At 68.9% G+C, this 16,410-nt stretch carries 10 protein-coding genes; 4 read left to right on the plus strand and 6 right to left on the minus strand.

Going from position 1 to position 16,410, the window contains the following annotated elements; genetic code table 11:
- Window positions 1-37: 37 nt before the first annotated feature.
- Both rhaI and M2317_RS13530 read right to left on the minus strand, forming a co-directional pair.
- Window positions 38-1,204: an L-rhamnose isomerase gene (gene rhaI / locus M2317_RS13525; protein ID WP_429460962.1), complete on the minus strand. Its 1,167-nt coding sequence runs from the start codon at window positions 1,202-1,204 to the stop codon at window positions 38-40.
- The gene (locus M2317_RS13530; RefSeq protein ID WP_429460964.1) at window positions 1,201-1,575 is read right to left on the minus strand and encodes an L-rhamnose mutarotase; all 375 of its coding nucleotides are present in this window, start codon (window positions 1,573-1,575) and stop codon (window positions 1,201-1,203) included. The genes rhaI and M2317_RS13530 overlap by 4 nt, the downstream gene beginning before the upstream one ends.
- Before the next feature lie 97 nt (window positions 1,576-1,672).
- On the opposite strand from M2317_RS13530, the gene M2317_RS13535 reads away from it, so the two are divergent.
- The gene (locus tag M2317_RS13535) at window positions 1,673-2,455 is read left to right on the plus strand and encodes a nucleotidyltransferase domain-containing protein (protein ID WP_429460965.1); all 783 of its coding nucleotides are present in this window, start codon (window positions 1,673-1,675) and stop codon (window positions 2,453-2,455) included.
- Between the two features lie 6 nt (window positions 2,456-2,461).
- On the opposite strand, the gene M2317_RS13540 is transcribed toward M2317_RS13535, so the two are convergent.
- The 3 genes from M2317_RS13540 to M2317_RS13550 all read right to left on the minus strand — a co-directional run bounded on the left by M2317_RS13540 (window position 2,462) and on the right by M2317_RS13550 (window position 5,665).
- Window positions 2,462-3,301 (minus strand): carbohydrate ABC transporter permease, encoded by an 840-nt coding sequence (locus M2317_RS13540; RefSeq protein ID WP_429461167.1) that lies wholly within the window; start codon window positions 3,299-3,301, stop codon window positions 2,462-2,464.
- A gap of 68 nt (window positions 3,302-3,369) precedes the next feature.
- Window positions 3,370-4,287: a carbohydrate ABC transporter permease gene (locus M2317_RS13545; RefSeq protein ID WP_429460967.1), complete on the minus strand. Its 918-nt coding sequence runs from the start codon at window positions 4,285-4,287 to the stop codon at window positions 3,370-3,372.
- A 67-nt stretch (window positions 4,288-4,354) separates the two neighbouring features.
- Window positions 4,355-5,665, minus strand: a complete 1,311-nt coding sequence (locus M2317_RS13550) for an ABC transporter substrate-binding protein (protein ID WP_429460969.1) — start codon at window positions 5,663-5,665, stop codon at window positions 4,355-4,357.
- 181 nt (window positions 5,666-5,846) lie between these two features.
- Here M2317_RS13550 and M2317_RS13555 point away from each other — a divergent pair, with 181 nt between their 5' ends.
- The 3 genes from M2317_RS13555 to M2317_RS13565 all read left to right on the plus strand — a co-directional run bounded on the left by M2317_RS13555 (window position 5,847) and on the right by M2317_RS13565 (window position 12,360).
- Complete coding sequence (locus M2317_RS13555) at window positions 5,847-8,504, plus strand: family 78 glycoside hydrolase catalytic domain (protein WP_429460971.1); 2,658 nt, start codon at window positions 5,847-5,849, stop codon at window positions 8,502-8,504.
- Between the two features lie 2 nt (window positions 8,505-8,506).
- Window positions 8,507-11,161: a family 78 glycoside hydrolase catalytic domain gene (locus M2317_RS13560; protein WP_429460973.1), complete on the plus strand. Its 2,655-nt coding sequence runs from the start codon at window positions 8,507-8,509 to the stop codon at window positions 11,159-11,161.
- Between the two features lie 191 nt (window positions 11,162-11,352).
- Window positions 11,353-12,360: a LacI family DNA-binding transcriptional regulator gene (locus tag M2317_RS13565; protein WP_429460975.1), complete on the plus strand. Its 1,008-nt coding sequence runs from the start codon at window positions 11,353-11,355 to the stop codon at window positions 12,358-12,360.
- Between the two features lie 108 nt (window positions 12,361-12,468).
- Here the strand turns inward: M2317_RS13565 and M2317_RS13570 are convergent, their stop codons facing one another.
- On the minus strand, window positions 12,469-16,266 hold the full coding sequence (locus M2317_RS13570; protein WP_429460977.1) for a DUF5979 domain-containing protein: 3,798 nt from the start codon (window positions 16,264-16,266) through the stop codon (window positions 12,469-12,471).
- Between the last annotated feature and the right edge of the window lie 144 nt (window positions 16,267-16,410).

Raw genomic sequence — 16,410 nt, forward strand, 5'->3', positions numbered from 1 at the left:
CATCCCGCATCCCCGGCGGGTCTGTGGGTCAGACGGGTCAGGCGCCCCAGCCGGCCTGGACGCCGCCGACGCGCTCATCTGCGATCTTCTGCTGGTAACCGGATGCCGCGTAGGCCGCCATGGGATCGGCGGCGAGGCCCCGACTCTCGCGCCACTCGGCCAGCGCAGGACGGACGTCGGTGTAGAACGCGTCCATGAACACGGCGTTCGCCGCGAGCACGTCGCCCGACTTCTGCGCCGCCGTCAGGGCGTCGCGGTCGACGAGCAGCGCGCGCGCCGTCATCTCCTGGACGTTGAGCACCGAGCGGATCTGACCGGGGATCTTGTCCTCGACGTTGTGGCACTGGTCGAGCATGAACGCCACGTCGGGGTTGTTCAGCCCGCCGCCGCGGATGACCTCGAACACGATGCGGAACAGCTGGAACGGGTCTGCCGCGCCGACGATCAGATCGTCGTCCGCGTAGAAGCGCGAGTTGAAGTCGAACGAGCCGAGCTTGCCGAGGCGCAGCAACTGCATGACGATGAACTCGATGTTCGTGCCCGGCGCGTGGTGGCCGGTGTCGAGGCAGACCATCGCCTTCTCGCCCAGGGCGCTGACCTGCGCGTAGGACGTCCCCCAGTCCGGAACGTCGGTGTGATAGAACGCCGGCTCGAAGAACTTGTACTCCAGCACGAGGCGCTGCTCGTCGCCGAGTCGCGCATAGATCTGCTCGAGCGAGTCGTGCAGGCGGTCCTGGCGCCCGCGCATGTCGGCCTGTCCGGGGTAGTTCGACCCCTCGGCGAGCCAGATCTTCAGGTCGCGCGAGCCCGTGGCGTCCATGACGTCGATGCACGCGAGGTGGTGGTCGATCGCCTTGCGGCGCACCGCGGCATCCTCGTGGGTGAGCGCGCCGAACTTGTAGTCGTCGTCCTGGAACGTGTTGGAGTTGATGGTGCCGAGCGTCACGCCGAGGTCCTCGGCGTGCTTGCGCAGGTCGTCGTAGGAGTCGACGAGGTCCCACGGGATGTGCAGAGCGACCGAGGGCGCGAGCGCGGTGTACTTGTTGACCTGCGCGGCATCCGCGATCTTCTCGTACGGATCGCGGGGCGTGCCTGGCGTGCCGAACACCTTGAACCGGGTGCCGGAGTTGCCGAACGCCCAGCTGGGCAGTTCGATGCCCTGCTGTTCCAGTGCGGACAGGTTCTCTGGGGTGAGGATACTCATGAGAGCTCGCTTTCTACGGTGTCGGATGCTGCGGCGGAGAGCTGCTCCGCCAGATTGAAGACTTCGGTGAGCGGCGCGGCCGCCTGGTCGGGGCGGCCTTCGAGGCCGACGAAGAAGCGGGCCATCTCGGCCTCCCAGCGGCCGGCGATCTCGGAAGAGGCGAGATACGCCTGCGCTGCCGCATCGTCATCGGTCTCGTAGTAGCCGATGAGCGTGCCGCGCTCGCCGAGGAACAGCGAGTAGTTGCGCCGGCCGGATGCCGCGATCTCGGCGAGCATCTCCGGCCACACGGGGGAGTGGCGTGCCAGGTACTCGTCCAGCAGTTCTGGGTGGACCTGCAGCTGGAAGCAGACCCGGGTGGGGGAGGTCATCGTCGACGGGCTCCTCGTTCAAATGGGATGAATCGTTTCAAGAATAGGGCTGGGAATCGAGATCCGCAACATCGCTCGTCCGCTACGGTGGCTCGGTATGAAGCATCAGCAGCGGGCGCTGGACGCCTATGTCGAACAGGTCGCCGCAGATCCCGACGCCGTCGGCGTCGTCGTGATCGGCTCGGTCGCACGCGGAACCGAACGCGAGGACTCCGACGTCGACGTGTACCTCGTCGTCACGGCGGAGGCGTTCGCCGCCTCCACCGCCGAGGACCGGTGGGCCTGGGTCGATCGGTATGGTCTGGACTACCCGGGGTCGTACATCGACGTGAAGCTCGCGGACCTCGACTACCTGCGTACAGCCGTCGACCGCGCTGACGATCCGACGCGTGCGTCGTTCGCCGGAGCCAGGGTGGTCTTCAGCCGTTCCGACGAACTCGCGTCCCTCGTCGAGCGGATCAGTACGCTCGACGACGGCGCGTGGGCGGGCCGGGTCCGCTCGCACCTCGCGCAGGCGCACCTGTACGGCGGGTACTTCCTGCGCCAGGCGGAGGAGCACGGCGATCCGTTCCTGCTGCAGCACGCCGCGGTGCACCTGACGCTCGCCGCCGCGAGGGCCGCGCTCGCGAGCGCGCACCGGTTGATGCCAGGGCCCAAGTACATCCATCGGCTCGTGCGCGAGATCCCGAGTCCCGACGGCTTCGTCGCGGCGTGGGATGCCGTGGTCGCCGGGCCGTCGATCGCGACCGCGAACGCGCTGATCGCCGTCCTCGATGACTGGCTCGGCCGGGATCAGACCCGCGACGAGTCGTTGTCGGTGTTCATCCGCGACAACGAGCTCGCGTGGCTGCGTGGCACGATCCCGGCCGAGTACTTCTGACGTCGTTCAGCCCTTCACCGCGCCGCTGGTCATGCCGGCGACGATCTGGCGCTGGAAGAACACGTACATCACCAGCGGCGGGATCGTGATGAGCAGGATGTTCATGAACAGCAGGTTCCACTGGCTCAGGCTCTGACTCTGGAAGTTGTACAGGGTCAGCTGCACCGTCGCGTTGGCGTCGCCGGGCAGGAAGTACAGCGGGCCGGTGAAGTCGTTGAACACGGCGACCGACTGCACGACGATCACGGTCACCGCGACCGGCTTGAGCAGCGGCATCACGACCTGGAAGAACAGCCGCAGGGGTCCAGCCCCGTCGATCACAGCCGCTTCGTCCAGTTCGCGCGGGATGGTCGAGACGAACGCGCGGAACAACAGGATGCAGAAGCTCAGCCCGAACGTCGCCTCGATGAGGATCATGCCGGGCATGGTCTTGAACAGGCCGATGCCCTGCAGCACCCAGATCGTCGGCACCACGGCCGGAGGCACGATGAGTCCGGCGAGCACGAAGATGTTGATGACGTGGTTCCACTTCGACTTGCGCCGTTGCAGGATGTAGCCGACCATCGCGGCGAACACGACCATGATCGCCACGCTCGCCACGGTCAGGACGGTGGAGTTGATGAACGCCGTCACCAGCATCCAGTCCCGTGCCTGCAGCACTGTGACGATGTTCTCCCAGAGGAACCAGCCCTGCGCCGGGAGCGAGAACTCGAACAGCGACGCCTCCTGCGGGTTCTTCACCGCCGTGAGGAAGATGAACGCGAACGGCACGATGAACACGACGATCGACGCGAGGATCGCGATGATGCCGATGACATAGCGGGTGAAGAACAGTCGAGGGGTCATCGGGCGCCGATCGGAGCGGGCGATCTTCGCCTTCGAGGACCCGGCGGTGGTGATGGTGCGGGTGAGCGTCATGACTCCACCTGCCTCTTGTTGAGGATGTACTGGATGGGCACGATGATCGCCGTCACCACGATGAACAGCACGACGTTCCCGGCGGTGGACAGACCGTAGAAGCCGGCCTGGTACTGCTTGTAGATGACGGACGCGATCACGTCGCTGGTGAACCCGGGGCCGCCCCTCGTCATCGCCCAGATGAGCTCGAAGGATCGCAGCCCGCCGATGAGCGAGAGCAGGATGACGGTCGCGGTGGCCGGCTGCACGAGAGGCAGCGTGATGTTCCTGAAGCGCTGCCAGGCGCTCGCGCCGTCGACCTTCGCCGCCTCGAAGTACTCCTGCGGGATGGCGACGAGGCCGGCGATGAAGATGAGGGTCGCGATGCCGACGCCCTTCCAGACATCCACGAGCGCCACCGAGATCAGCGCCCACGCGGGGTCCGTGAGCCATCCGGGGCCCTCGATGCCGATGAGTGCCAGAGTCTGGTTGATGAGGCCGTCGAACGGATCCATGAGGACCTTGAACGTGATGCCGATGCCGACGGTCGACACCAGCACGGGGAAGAAGATCGTCGAGCGCAGATAGCCGCGCCCGAGGATCGACCCGGTCAGCAGCAGGGCGAGGGCGAGGCCGAGCACGACCTTCAGCAGCGAGGTCACGAAGCCGTAGACGAACGTGTTGACGAAGCCCTGCACGAGCATGGGCTCGGTGAAGAACTGGACGTAGTTGTCGAAGCCGATGAACTCGATGTCGAACAGTGACCACCGGGTCAGGCTGAAGTAGAACGAGGCGAACGTGGGGATCGCGAACAGGACGATGTAGAGCACGGCGGACGGGATGTAGAACCACGTCGGGTACGAACTCTTGATGCCTCTGCGCTTCCCCGGGGGAGCTGAGACGGCAGCGGGCGCCGTTGCTGCGGGTGCGGTCATGATGTCTCCGTCGAAGGGGTGGGGGTGCGGGCCCGCACGGCGGGCCCGCACCATGGTCAGTCGCGGATCACCAACCGTCCAGGCCCAGCTGCTGGGCCTGCTTCTTCACGTCCTCGTCGTAGAGAGCTGCGCCCTCGTCGGCCGGACGGATGCCGCTGCCGACCTCGACCGTGATGTTCTCGAGGTTCGGGCCCTTGATCGGAGAGAGGAACTCGAGGGCGGGGTTGGTGTTGCCCTCGTCGAAGTACGGCTGCATGTCCGTCAGCAGGCCGGGCACATCGTCGGGCAGCTCGCAGGCGCTGGTCGCGAACGGTCCGCTGGGGACCATGGCCGTCGTCTGCACCTCGCAGCCGCCGGCGGAGTTGATGAACGCGACGAATGTCTTCGCGGCCTCGAGCTTGTCGCCCTCGGTGGTCTTCGGGATGTACACCGCGTTCGGCAGCCAGACCGTCAGCTTCGTGTCCTCGGCGTTCTGTGCCGGCAGCGGGAAGACGCCGATGTTCTCGAGCTCGTCGGGGAAGTTCTGCTGGAACGTCGAGACGATGCCCGTGAGGATCGGGTAGTGCGCTCCCTCACCGGTGGCGACCATCCGGGCGCCGTCGTCGTACAGAGCCGATGCGTAGTCCTCGTTCCACCAGCCGGCCTCGAAGCCCGCCTGCTGGTTGGCGAAGCCCTGCAGTGCGGGCTCCTCGGCGTACGTGCGGTTGCCCGCGGTGTACTCGTCCGCCCAGTCCGGGTCCTGAGCGAGCACGTTGCCGAAGTCGCCGAGGATGAACAACTGGCTGGTCCAGGTGTCGCCGTAGGTCTGGATGACCGGGGTGATGCCTGCGGCCTTGATCGCCTCGTTGTTCGCGGCGAACTCGTCCCAACTGGTCGGGACCTCGAGGCCCAGATCGGCATACACCTTCTTGTTGTAGACGACGGCTCCGGCCTGGGTCGCACCGAACGGTGCACCGTAGATGCCGTTCTCCGTCGACACGACGGCGCTCATGGTGTCGATGAGATCGCCGACCCACGGCTGGTCGTCGAGCGGAACGAGGTTCTGATCCGGGTTGAGCGCCTGGAAGAGCGATCCGGAGTTGTAGTAGAAGACGTCCTCCATCTCGCCGGTGGAGAGCTTCGTCTTCATGAGGTTGTCGCCCTCAGTGCCGGCGGGCTGGGATTCCAACTTGACGGTGATGTCCGGGTTCTCCTCTTCGAACGCCGCGATGAGCGCTTCGGCGGCCTCGATGTTCGTTCCGGTGTTCTGCGTGAGGAAGGAGATCTCGACTTTTCCGTCGGCGCTGCCGCCGCCGGTGCTGCATGCTGCGAGTGGAATTGCGAGGGCGGCGACGCCGGTTGCGGCGAGGAGAACCCTTCGGGTACGGGTGCTGTCCATCCTTTTACCTCCATGTAAAAGCTGACTCTCGGTTGCGGTCTCGGCCTCGAGACCGTCATGATGGTGAATGAGGTTGAAACCATTCAACTCTCGTAAGGTACGACGATCCGCGGCGAGAGTCAACGATCGTTTCCGAAATGAGTTGTGCGCGACGACGCGCGCAGTGGAAGGAACCAACGCCATGGCGGCCACCCCACCTCTCACGCAGACCGACGCCTCCACGCGGGTCGTGTCATTGCGCTCGCAGCACGGCGCCGAGCTGCTCGGCATCCCGTCGCGAGGGCTGCGTCTCACCTGGCGCTCGGAGAGCACGACGCCCGGTGCCGGCCAGCTCGCCTACCAGCTCGCCACCGGGTCCGTCGGCACCGAGCCGTCCGTCGGCGACGTCGTCGAATCGGGTGAGTCCGTGTCCGTCCCGGTGGGCGATCTCGCGCCGGGTGAGCGCCGGGCGTTCTCCGTCCGGATCGCCACCGAAACCGGTTGGACGCCGTGGAGCGATGAGCTCGTGGTCGAGGCAGGACTGGACGCTGGTGATCTCGGCGCAGCCGTCATCGGCATCCCGAGCGAAATCGAAGGCCCGGTCGCCCTGCTGCGCACGGTCTTCGCCGTCGATGCGCTTCCCGAACGCGCCCGCCTGCGACTGAGTGCACTCGGACTCGTGGATGCCTGGATCAACGGCGAGCGGGCGAGCAACGCCCGGCTCACCCCGGGATGGACGTCGTACGGCACCCGCGTGCTCGTGGACACGATCGACGTCACAGCGCTGCTCCGCGAGGGCGAGAACGTCATCGTGCTCGAGGTCGGCGACGGCTGGTACCGCGGCCGGATGGGCTTCGCGAACCGCACCGCGATCTACGGCGACCGCTCCGGCGCGATCGCGCAGATCGACACCGAGAACGGCATCCTCGTCGCCACCGACGAGACCTGGCGCGGCGGCTTCGGCTCCGTCCGGTCCGCGAGCATCTACGACGGAACCGTCACGGATCTGCGCCTGCGTGCCCAGGGCGTCCACGAGGCCTCGTTCGACGACTCGGGGTGGACTCCGGCATCCGTCATCGAGAGCGACCCGGCACGGTTCGAACCGCGCTCCGCCCCGCCGATCCGCATCGTCGCGGAGCGCGACATGACCCGCACCGATCGCGACGGCGCCGTGCAGTTCGATGCCGGGCAGAACATCTCCGGTTGGGTGCGTCTCGTGGTGCGGGGGAGCGCCGGCGACGTCGTGACCGTCCGTCATGCCGAGATCCTCGAGCCGTCCGGAGATCTGCATACGGCAGCTCTCCGCAGCGCGAAGGCCACGGACCTCTACACGCTGGATCGCGACGGCGAGCATGTGCTCGAGCCGCAGTTCACGTTCCACGGCTTCCAGCACGCCGAGGTCACCGGCCCCGTCGAGGTCGTCTCGGCCACGGCGGTCGCGATCTCGAGCGACCTGCCGGCGCGGTCGACGTTCCGCTCGGCATCCGACGCGCTGGACCGGTTCCACTCGAACGTGTTCTGGTCGCAGCGCGACAACTTCGTCTCGGTGCCGACCGACTGCCCGCAGCGCGACGAGCGCCTGGGCTGGACCGGCGACGCGCAGGCGTTCGCCGCGACGGCGAGCACCCTGATGGATGCCGAAGCCTTCTGGCTGAACTGGCTGCGCGACCTCGAGGCCGACCAGACCGATGAGGGCGGCGTCGCCTCCGTGGTGCCGGACATCATCCGCTTCGAGGACATGCGGATGGGGGAGGGCCCGGTGGACAACATGGGCCGCGCCGGCTGGGCGGATGCCGCGACCATCGTCCCCTGGGCCGTGTACGAGGCCTCCGGCAGCGACGAGGTGCTGCGGCAGCAGCTGGGCAGCATGCGCCGCTGGGTCGAGCACCTGCGGCGCCGCGCCGGCGACGGCGTCGTGCTGCCGACCGAGCCGTTCCAGTACGGCGATTGGCTCGACCCGGATGCTCCTGGCGAGCGGCCGTGGGAGGCGAAGGTCTCCAGCGACTACGTCGCGAATGCGTTCTACGTGCACTCCGCCCGGCTGCTCGCCCGAGCCGAGCGCCTCGTCGGCGATCCGGCCCGCGGTGCCGAGTACGACGATCTCGCCGACCGCGTCGCGGCCGAGACGTGGAACCGTTGGGGTGCCGAGGCCGCGACGACCCAGACCGGCGCGGCGCTGGCGCTGGAGTTCGCCCTCGCACCCGACGTCGAACGCACCGCGATCGCCGACGGACTCGCCGCGAACGTCCGCGCCGAGAACGGGCGGATCTCGACGGGCTTCCTCGGCACGCCGCTCGTGCTGTTCGCGCTCTCGAACAACGGGCACCTGGACGAGGCCTACCTCATGCTGCTGCGCCGTGAGGCGCCGAGCTGGCTCTACCAGGTCGACCGCGGCGCGACCACGGTCTGGGAGCGCTGGGATGCGATCCGGGCCGACGGCAGCATCCACTCCGGAGACATGGATGCCGGCTCGCACGACTCCGGCGGCAGCATGCTCTCGTTCAACCACTACGCGTACGGCGCGATGATCGACTGGGTCTACCGGACGGTCGCCGGCCTCGCGCCCGCCGAACCCGGCTACCGTCGTGCGCGCATCGCTCCGCGGCCGGCGGCCGGGCTCGACCATGCCGCGGCATCCGTCGACACCCCGTACGGTCGGCTCGCGATCGACTGGCGACTGGACGCCGGCGAGCTGCGCGCGACGGTGGAGGTGCCGTTCGGCGTCACGGCGGAACTGGATCCTCCCGTGACCGCGGCGTCGATCGTCACGGTCGATGGGGCACCGGCATCCGGACCCCTGTCCAGCGGAACGCACGAGATCACGGTGACGGCGCCCGCCGTCGCCACGAACGAGAGGTGAGCATGAGTACGACCATCACGCGCGTCGACGTCGACGCGCCCCATGGCAGCGACGTCGTCGCCACGGCGTCGCCCGCGATCGGATGGATCACCGAGACGGATGCCGAGGGCTGGCGCCAGGCGACGGCGGAGCTCGAGCTGACCGCGGCCGACGGCACGCACGCTCACGTCGTCGAGGGGCGCCGGTCCGTCCGGCTGGCCTGGCCGTTCCGCGCCCTTGCTCCTCGTGAGGAGGTGTCGCTGCGCGTGCGCGTCACGGGCGCCGACGGCTCGGCATCCGACTGGAGCGCACCGCGCCGGATCGTCGCCGGCTTCCTCGCCGAGGGCGAGTGGCGGGCCCGCACGATCGCGGTCGCCGCCCCCTCGGGGCCGGCGCAGCCTGCCGTGCTGCGGCGCTCGTTCGCGGTGTCGGGCGACGTGCACAGGGCGACGCTGTACGCGACCGCGGTGGGCGTCTACCAGGCCGCCGTGAACGGCACCGATGTCGACGACCAGGTGCTCAAGCCCGGGTGGACGCCCTTCCAGGCGCGCACCGTGCACGAGAGCACCGACGTGACGGCCCTGCTGCGCGGAGGCGAGAACGAGATGTCCGTGCGTCTCGCCGGGGCGTGGGCGACCGAGAGGTACGGGTTCCGCGAAAACGCGCAGCCGATCTACGCGGACCAGCCGCGGTTCGCCGCCCAGCTGCTCATCGAATACGCCGACGGCCGCTCTGAGCTCGTCACGACCGACGACACATGGGAGAGCGCACCAGGGCCGATCACGGCGAGCGGTCTGTACGCGGGGGAGGACCACGACGCGCGCCGGACACCGCAGGACTGGGCTGCCGTCGCGGTCGTCGACGACCTGCCCGTCCCCGAGGCCCGCGTCTCGCCGTTCGTGCGGCGCATCGAGGAACGCGCCGTCACCGAGGTGATCACGACGCCCAGCGGCAGAACCGTGCTCGACTTCGGCCAGAACCTGGTCGGCCGGCTGCGCATCCGTGTGTCCGGTCCTGCCGGATCTGTGGTGACGCTGCGGCATGCGGAGGTGCTCGAGCACGGCGAACTGGGTACCCGACCGCTGCGCGCTGCGGCCGCGACGGACCGGTACACGTTGGCCGGCTCGGGTGTCGAGGTGTGGGAGCCGGAGTTCACCTTCCATGGCTTCCGCTATGCCGAGATCGACGGCTGGCACGGTCCATTCGACCCTGCGGACGTCACCGCGGTCGTGATCCACAGCGACATGGAGCGCACCGGGTGGTTCGACACGTCCCACGCGCTCGTCCGGCAGCTGCACGAGAACGTGGTGTGGGGTCTGCGAGGCAACTTCCTCTCGGTGCCCACGGACTGCCCGCAGCGCGACGAGCGCCTCGGCTGGACCGGAGACATCCAGGTGTTCGCCCCGACGGCGAGCTTCCTCTACGACGTCCGAGGATTCCTGGACTCGTGGCTGCGGGATCTCGAGATTGAGCAGGTCGACGGCGTCGTGCCGTTCGTCGTGCCGAACGTGCTGGGGCCGGCGCGACCGGCTGCGGCATGGGGCGACGCCGCGACCGTGGTGCCGTGGGTGCTGCACGAGCGGTTCGCCGATCGGGAGACGCTCGAGCGGCAGTACGACAGCATGAAGGCCTGGACCGATGCGATCGTCGCGCTCGCCGGCGACCGGCGGCTGTGGGAGGGGATGTTCCAGTTCGGCGACTGGCTCGACCCTGATGCTCCGCCGAACGAGCCGGCCAGGGCCAAGACCTCGACCGACATCGTCGCATCCGCATACGTCTTCCGCTCCGCCGATCTGACGGCCCGCTCGGCCGCGCTGCTCGGACGAACAGCGGATGCCGAGGCATACGCCCGGATCGCCGAGGAGGTGCGGCAGGCGTTCCTCGCCGAGTACGTCACGCCGGTCGGACGCATGATGTCGGACGCGCAGACCGGGTACGCGCTCGCGATCGTGTTCGACATCATCGAGCCGGAGCGCCGGCAGGCGCTCGGCGACCGGCTGGCCGAGCTGACCAGGCTCGGCGGCTACCGGATCGGTACGGGCTTCGTCGGAACGCCGATCATCCAGGACGCGCTCACCCGTACCGGACATCTGGACGTGGCCGGTCGCCTGCTGACGGCGACCGAGAACCCGTCCTGGCTGTACCCGGTCACGATGGGGGCGACGACCATCTGGGAGCGCTGGGACTCGATGCTGCCAGACGGCACGATCAACCCGGGGGAGATGACCTCGTTCAACCACTACGCGCTCGGCGCGATCGCGGACTGGCTGCACCGTTCGCTCGCAGGTCTCGCGCCGGCCGAGCCGGGGTACGCGCGCCTGCACATCGAGCCGCACCCGCTGCCCGGGTTCGACTTCGCCGAGGCCGAGCACATCACGCCCTACGGCCGGGCGCGGGTGCGCTGGGATCGCGAGGGCGACGGCATCGTCGTGCAGGTCGGCGTCCCGGCCAACACCGAGGCCGACGTCGTCCTGCCCGACGGGCAGCGGCATGCGGTCGGCTCCGGCGAGCACAGGTTCTCGTGCGCTGCTCGGTCGACGGTCGACGCCCCGGCCGAGGTGGGACTCTCCTCGAGCCTCGCCGCGATCATCGACGACACCGAGGCATATGCCGAGATCGTCGGTGCGCTGAACGCGTGGCGCCCGTCTGCCGCGGAAGACTTCCGCGCCAGGACGTAGTGGGGCGACAGGCTGGTGCTGGAGGACCGGCTCGCGCACCTGGCTGGTCCGGAGGTGCGGGCCGAGATCGAGCAGCGATTGGCCGCCCTCAGCAGCAGGCGGAGCACGGGCGCGTAAGCGCTCGTTCGGATGCCGTACACTCGCGGACAGCGCGCGACAGCACCAGAGGTCGCGCCGGGAAGAGGCGGACAGTGGCAGTGAGCGTGCGCGACGTGGCGGCGACCGCGGGGGTCTCGGTCGGCACGGTGTCGAACGTGCTGAACCGGCCGGACAAGGTCGCCGCCGCCACCGTCGAGCGGGTGCAGGCCGCCATCGCCGAGCTCGGATTCGTGCGCAATGACGCGGCTCGCCAGCTGCGCGCCGGTCGCAGTCGCAGCATCGGGCTGGTCGTGCTCGATGCCGGCAACCCGTTCTTCGCCGACGTCGCCCGAGGCGCCGAGGCGCGCGCCGAGGAGGACCGGCTCTCGGTCCTGCTGGGCAACAGCGACGAGGACGCCTCTCGCGAGGACGGCTACCTCGACCTCTTCCGCGAGCAGCGGGTGAACGGGGTGCTGATCACACCGGCATCCGACGACGCGGCGAAGCTGCGCCGCCTGCAGGATGCCGGAACCCCGGTCGTCCTCGTCGACCACGAGATCCCGGGGAGCGGTTTCAGCTCGGTATCGGTCGACGACGTCGAGGGCGGCTACCTGGCGGCGAAGCACCTGCTCGATGTCGGCCGACGTCGACTGGCTTTCGTGGGAGGCCCCGCGGCGATCGCGCAGGTCGGGCATCGTCTGGCCGGTGCGCGCCGGGCCGTGGCCGAGGTCGCGGATGCCGCGCTCGAGGTCATCGAGATGCCGGCGCTCACGGTGCTGCACGGACGGGACGCGGGGGAGGATCTCGTCCGTCGCAGCGCCGCCGACCGGCCGGATGCGATCTTCGCGGCGAACGACCTGCTCGCCGTCGGCATCCTGCAGGCGCTGACGATGTTCAGCGACGTGCGCGTGCCGGCGGACATCGCGCTGATCGGCTACGACGACATCGACTTCGCCGCCGCGACCGTCGTCCCGCTGAGCTCGATCCGCCAGCCGGCTCAGCTCATCGGGCACACCGCTGTCGACCTGCTGCTGCGGTCGATCGACGACCCGAGCGGGGACTACGAGCGCAACGTGCGCTTCCGCCCCGAGCTCGTGGTCCGCGCCTCGACCGCCGGCTGAGTCACCGTTTTCGCTTGTTGAACGAGGGGCCGCCCTCTTCGTCCGCTGAGCGAGCGCAGCGAGTCGAAGCGTCGCTCAACGAACGAATGGGGGCGGGGGCGATGCGGGTCAGTCCTGGTTCCGGCGGCGGCGCACCACGATCAACACGATTCCGGCGACGACGAGTACGACGGCCCCCACGATGACGGGCAGCGGGACCCCCGGCCCGCCCGTCGTCGGCAGCTCGCCGTCTCCGCCGTCCGCACCAGCACCACTGTCCGCGTTCGCGCCGCTGTCCGCGTCGGCTCCGGTATCCGCATTCGCCCCGCTGTCAGCGTTCGCGCCGCTGTCCGCGTCGGCGTCGCTGTCGGCTCCGGCGTCGCTGTCCGCATCCGTATCGCTGCCGCCGTCCGGCGCGTCCGCGTGGTTCACGACCGAGAAGGCGAGCGATTCCCCGCCGACGAGGTCGACGCTCGCCCAGCCATCGGCATCCGTCGTCAGGGGCTGTCCGTCGACCGCCCAGGTCGCCGTCTCCCAGGTCACGCCGTCGACCGCTGGCGGAGCGACTTCGCGGATCCGCAGCGACGAGCCGGCCGGAAGGTCAGTCACGCTGGCGCTCTCCCCGGCGGTCAGGGTCGCGGTCTGCACCGCGCCGCCGTCGAGGGAGTACTCGATCGTGTAGACCGTGTCGTCCGGCACGTCCGAGGCACCGTCTCCATCGACCGTCTTCGCGACACTGAACGCCGACGTCGGCGTGCTGTTCGCCGTGTTGGTCATCGTGAGAGCGATCGGGTCCGGGGCGTCGCCGCCCTCCAGCTGCATGGTGACCCCGCCCAGGGGGCCGGTGGTGAGCTCCTCGCCACCGACACTCCAGCTGACCGTCCCCCACTCGACGCCGTCGATCACGGGGAGCTCGCCCTCGTGCAGCTCGACGACCGTTCCGACGGGCAGGTACGGTGACACAGCTGGTGCGTCGATTCCGGCCATCAACGGCTCCTCGCGGATGAGGACCTTGTGCCATTCGACCGGGAACAGGGTGTCGGCGGGGACGAGGGCCGCGGCATCCCCGACGACCTGCTTCTCCACCGAGAAACGGGTCATCTCGACGGCCGTGTTCGTGACCTCGAGCTCGCGGACTCCGCCCAGGATGACGACCGAATCGGAGGGGCTCCAGGTCGTGCCGGCCCAGACGTAGCCCGACGGCAGAGCCGATGCGTCGGGCGTGGCCTCCTTCAGGTGCACGACGGTGCCGAGCGGGAACAGAATCGGGTTGCCCTGGTCATCTGTCGGGCTCGCCGGAGTGCCGTCCGCCGGCAGAACGAAGCTGCCCGTCTGAACGTCGCCGCGCGGCACGCTGGCCACGTACTCGACCGTGAACGAGTCGATGAGCAGCTCGTCCGGATCGATGCCGGCGAGGTCCTTCACGACCGAGAACGTCCCCAGTCGGGCCGAGTGCACGTTGGTGATCGTGGCGGACACGGTGCCCTGATCGTCGGTTCCGATCACGAGTTCACCGGATGTGCTGCCGACGGGGGTCTCCCACCGGACCCACTCCGGGCTGGGTGCTCCGAGCTCGCCGTACGTGATCACCGTCCCGTACGGGAAAAGGAACGGGTCGCCCGCGGCATCCACGGGTCCGACCGGCGTTCCGTCGCCCGGCAGGCGCAGCACGCCTTCGGTGGTGACGCCTCCCGGAGTGGTCGCGCTCCAGGAGACGCTGAACTCGAGGCCGGACGGAAGATGGATGCCGGAGGCGAACTCCTTGTTCAGCTGGAAGGTGCCCTGGTCGAGCGCGTTCGCGACCTCGATGACGACGTCGCCGCTGTCGGGCAGGGGGATCGAAGCGATCTCGTCGAAGCCGCCGGGGCGGTACTCCTGCGTCTCGCCGTCCGCAGTGACGATGAACACCGGGTCCTGCCAGTCCGCGGGGTCCGTCGGGGTGCCGTCGAGCGTGGGCACGTGCTCTGCGAGCTCCAGCGTCTCGGCGCCGGTCTCGATGTCGTCGAGCAGTTCCGGGTCGCCGAGCGGCAGGACCCGGTCGGTGCGCGCGGGGGCGGGGTCGGTGTTGTAGCTGACGGTGTACTCGTAGTCGGCATCGGTTCCGACGGCGGACTTCACGATCGAGATCGTGCGCTCGGCGTCATCCGGAGCCAGTGTGTTGATGAGGGAGACCGCGACGGTGGTGTCGTCACCGATCAGGAACGTGCGGCCCGGATCCCAGGACGACGCGACCCAGTGATAGCCGTCCGGCGCCTGAGCAGCCGAGAGGTCTTCGGTGAGAACGATGCGGGTACCGGTCGGGAAGTCCTCGTCGACGGCGACCGCGGTGCCGTCGAGGGGGACGTCCATGCTGCCGGAACCGATCGGTTCGCCGGCGTAGAAGGCGACCCAGTTCACGGGGACGGTTCCGGTCGCGTCGACCGTGGGAGCGTCGGCGTCGAGCACCTCGATGTTCTTGGTCACGCTGAACGTGCCGGTCTGCGCGGCGGCGACGTTCGTCACGACCACATCGGCCGTGCCGTCTCCGACGGTGATCTCCTCGGGTGTGATCGTGGCATCGGTCCACTCGTAACCGGGGACGGACTCCGGATCGAGCTCGTCGAAGACGATCACGGTCCCGGCCGGGAACGATCCGGCGGGGGCGACCCAGGATCCGTCCGCCGGCACCTCGAGGGTTCCCGTCGTCTCGGTCCCATCGGGCTCGGTGGCCGTGAAGTTCACGGTGAACGTCGTGCCGGCAGGCAGTTGATCCGCGTCGATTCCTTCGAGGCCCTTGCGGATGCGGAAGGCGCCTTCGGAGTCGTCGCACGCGATCGAACCGGCGAAGAGGAACGAGTGCACCTCGCCGCCCTCGAGGATGACGTTGCGCCCCATGACCTGGCCGTCCAGGGGAGACGCGTTCACGGTCACGTTCGCGTCCGGTGCGTAGATCGATCCGTCCATGCGCACCCCGGCGGCGTCGATCGAGACGTCGCCCGTGACGGCGGAGAGGTCCCACAGCGTGTAGGGCGAGTACGCGCCCTGCGGGTCGATGCGCGCCCCGGTGACGGACGTCGTACCGGCCGGTACCTGGATGACGAGCGGGTTCTCGATTCCCGGCGTAGGGCCGGCGGAGAACTGAATGAGCGAGGCGCCGGCGATCTCGGTGTAGTCGACGACGTTCACCTCGTCCGGGCTGAGCGGCGCCAGCACGGCACGGTCGCCGGTGTTCTCGGTCACGTCGACCTGATGCGCCGACGTCGGCAGCCCGGCGAGGCACGCGGCTGCATCGTCGTAGGACGCCTCGGCGCTCGCCTCGACGTAGTCGGCGACCGCCGTGGCAGAGGTGTCGGCCGTGTAGATGCTGCCGTCGCCGTTCCCGGATGCCGGGGGTGCGGCGTCATCGGGATATGTCTGCGCTGTCGCGTCGATGATCGGGGTCTGGTCCGGCGAGGCGGCGTTCGGATTGAGTCGCAGCCAGTCCGCCCTGGCGGATGCCTGCCACGGCCCGTCGCGGTCGACCATCTTCAGGTCGCCGTGCAGCGCGGGATCCGAAGTGCCGGCGCTGGTGATCGCGGTGATGCCACCGCTGGACGGGGAGAAAGCGCCGACGAGGAGTCGCGTCGGGTCGCCGTCGATCGACGGGATCGTGTAGTCGCCGGTGCCCGCAGCGACATGGATGATCGCGTACTGCGAGTCGCCGGGTTTGGTGGCGACGCCGCCGGCGGCGATGCTGCCTTCGGTCTCCTGGTTGCCGAGCGTGATGTCCTCGCGGGCGTAGACCGTGAATCCGCCGTTCATGGCGAGCGGATTGAAGGTCTCGGGGTAGGCGGCCTGGGCCGACGGAGCTGCGGCGAGCGGGGCGACGATCGCACCGGTGAGCGCGAGGGCGCCGACCGCGATGGCTGAGACGAGACGGCGGGCGCGTCGAACAGGGTGGTGCAGCATCAGGACACATCTCTCACGGCTTCGGGTGCGTCGCCATCGGGTGATCGACGCTGTTCCCGAGGGTAGTCGACCGCGCTGCGTGGGACCGATTCCATGGAGATCGGCCCCTCGATCGACAGATCCTGGACACGCGCGATCACCTGA

The sequence above is a fragment of the Microbacterium sp. ZKA21 genome, assembly GCF_050434165.1.
In the GTDB taxonomy this organism is placed as follows: Bacteria; Actinomycetota; Actinomycetes; order Actinomycetales; family Microbacteriaceae; genus Microbacterium.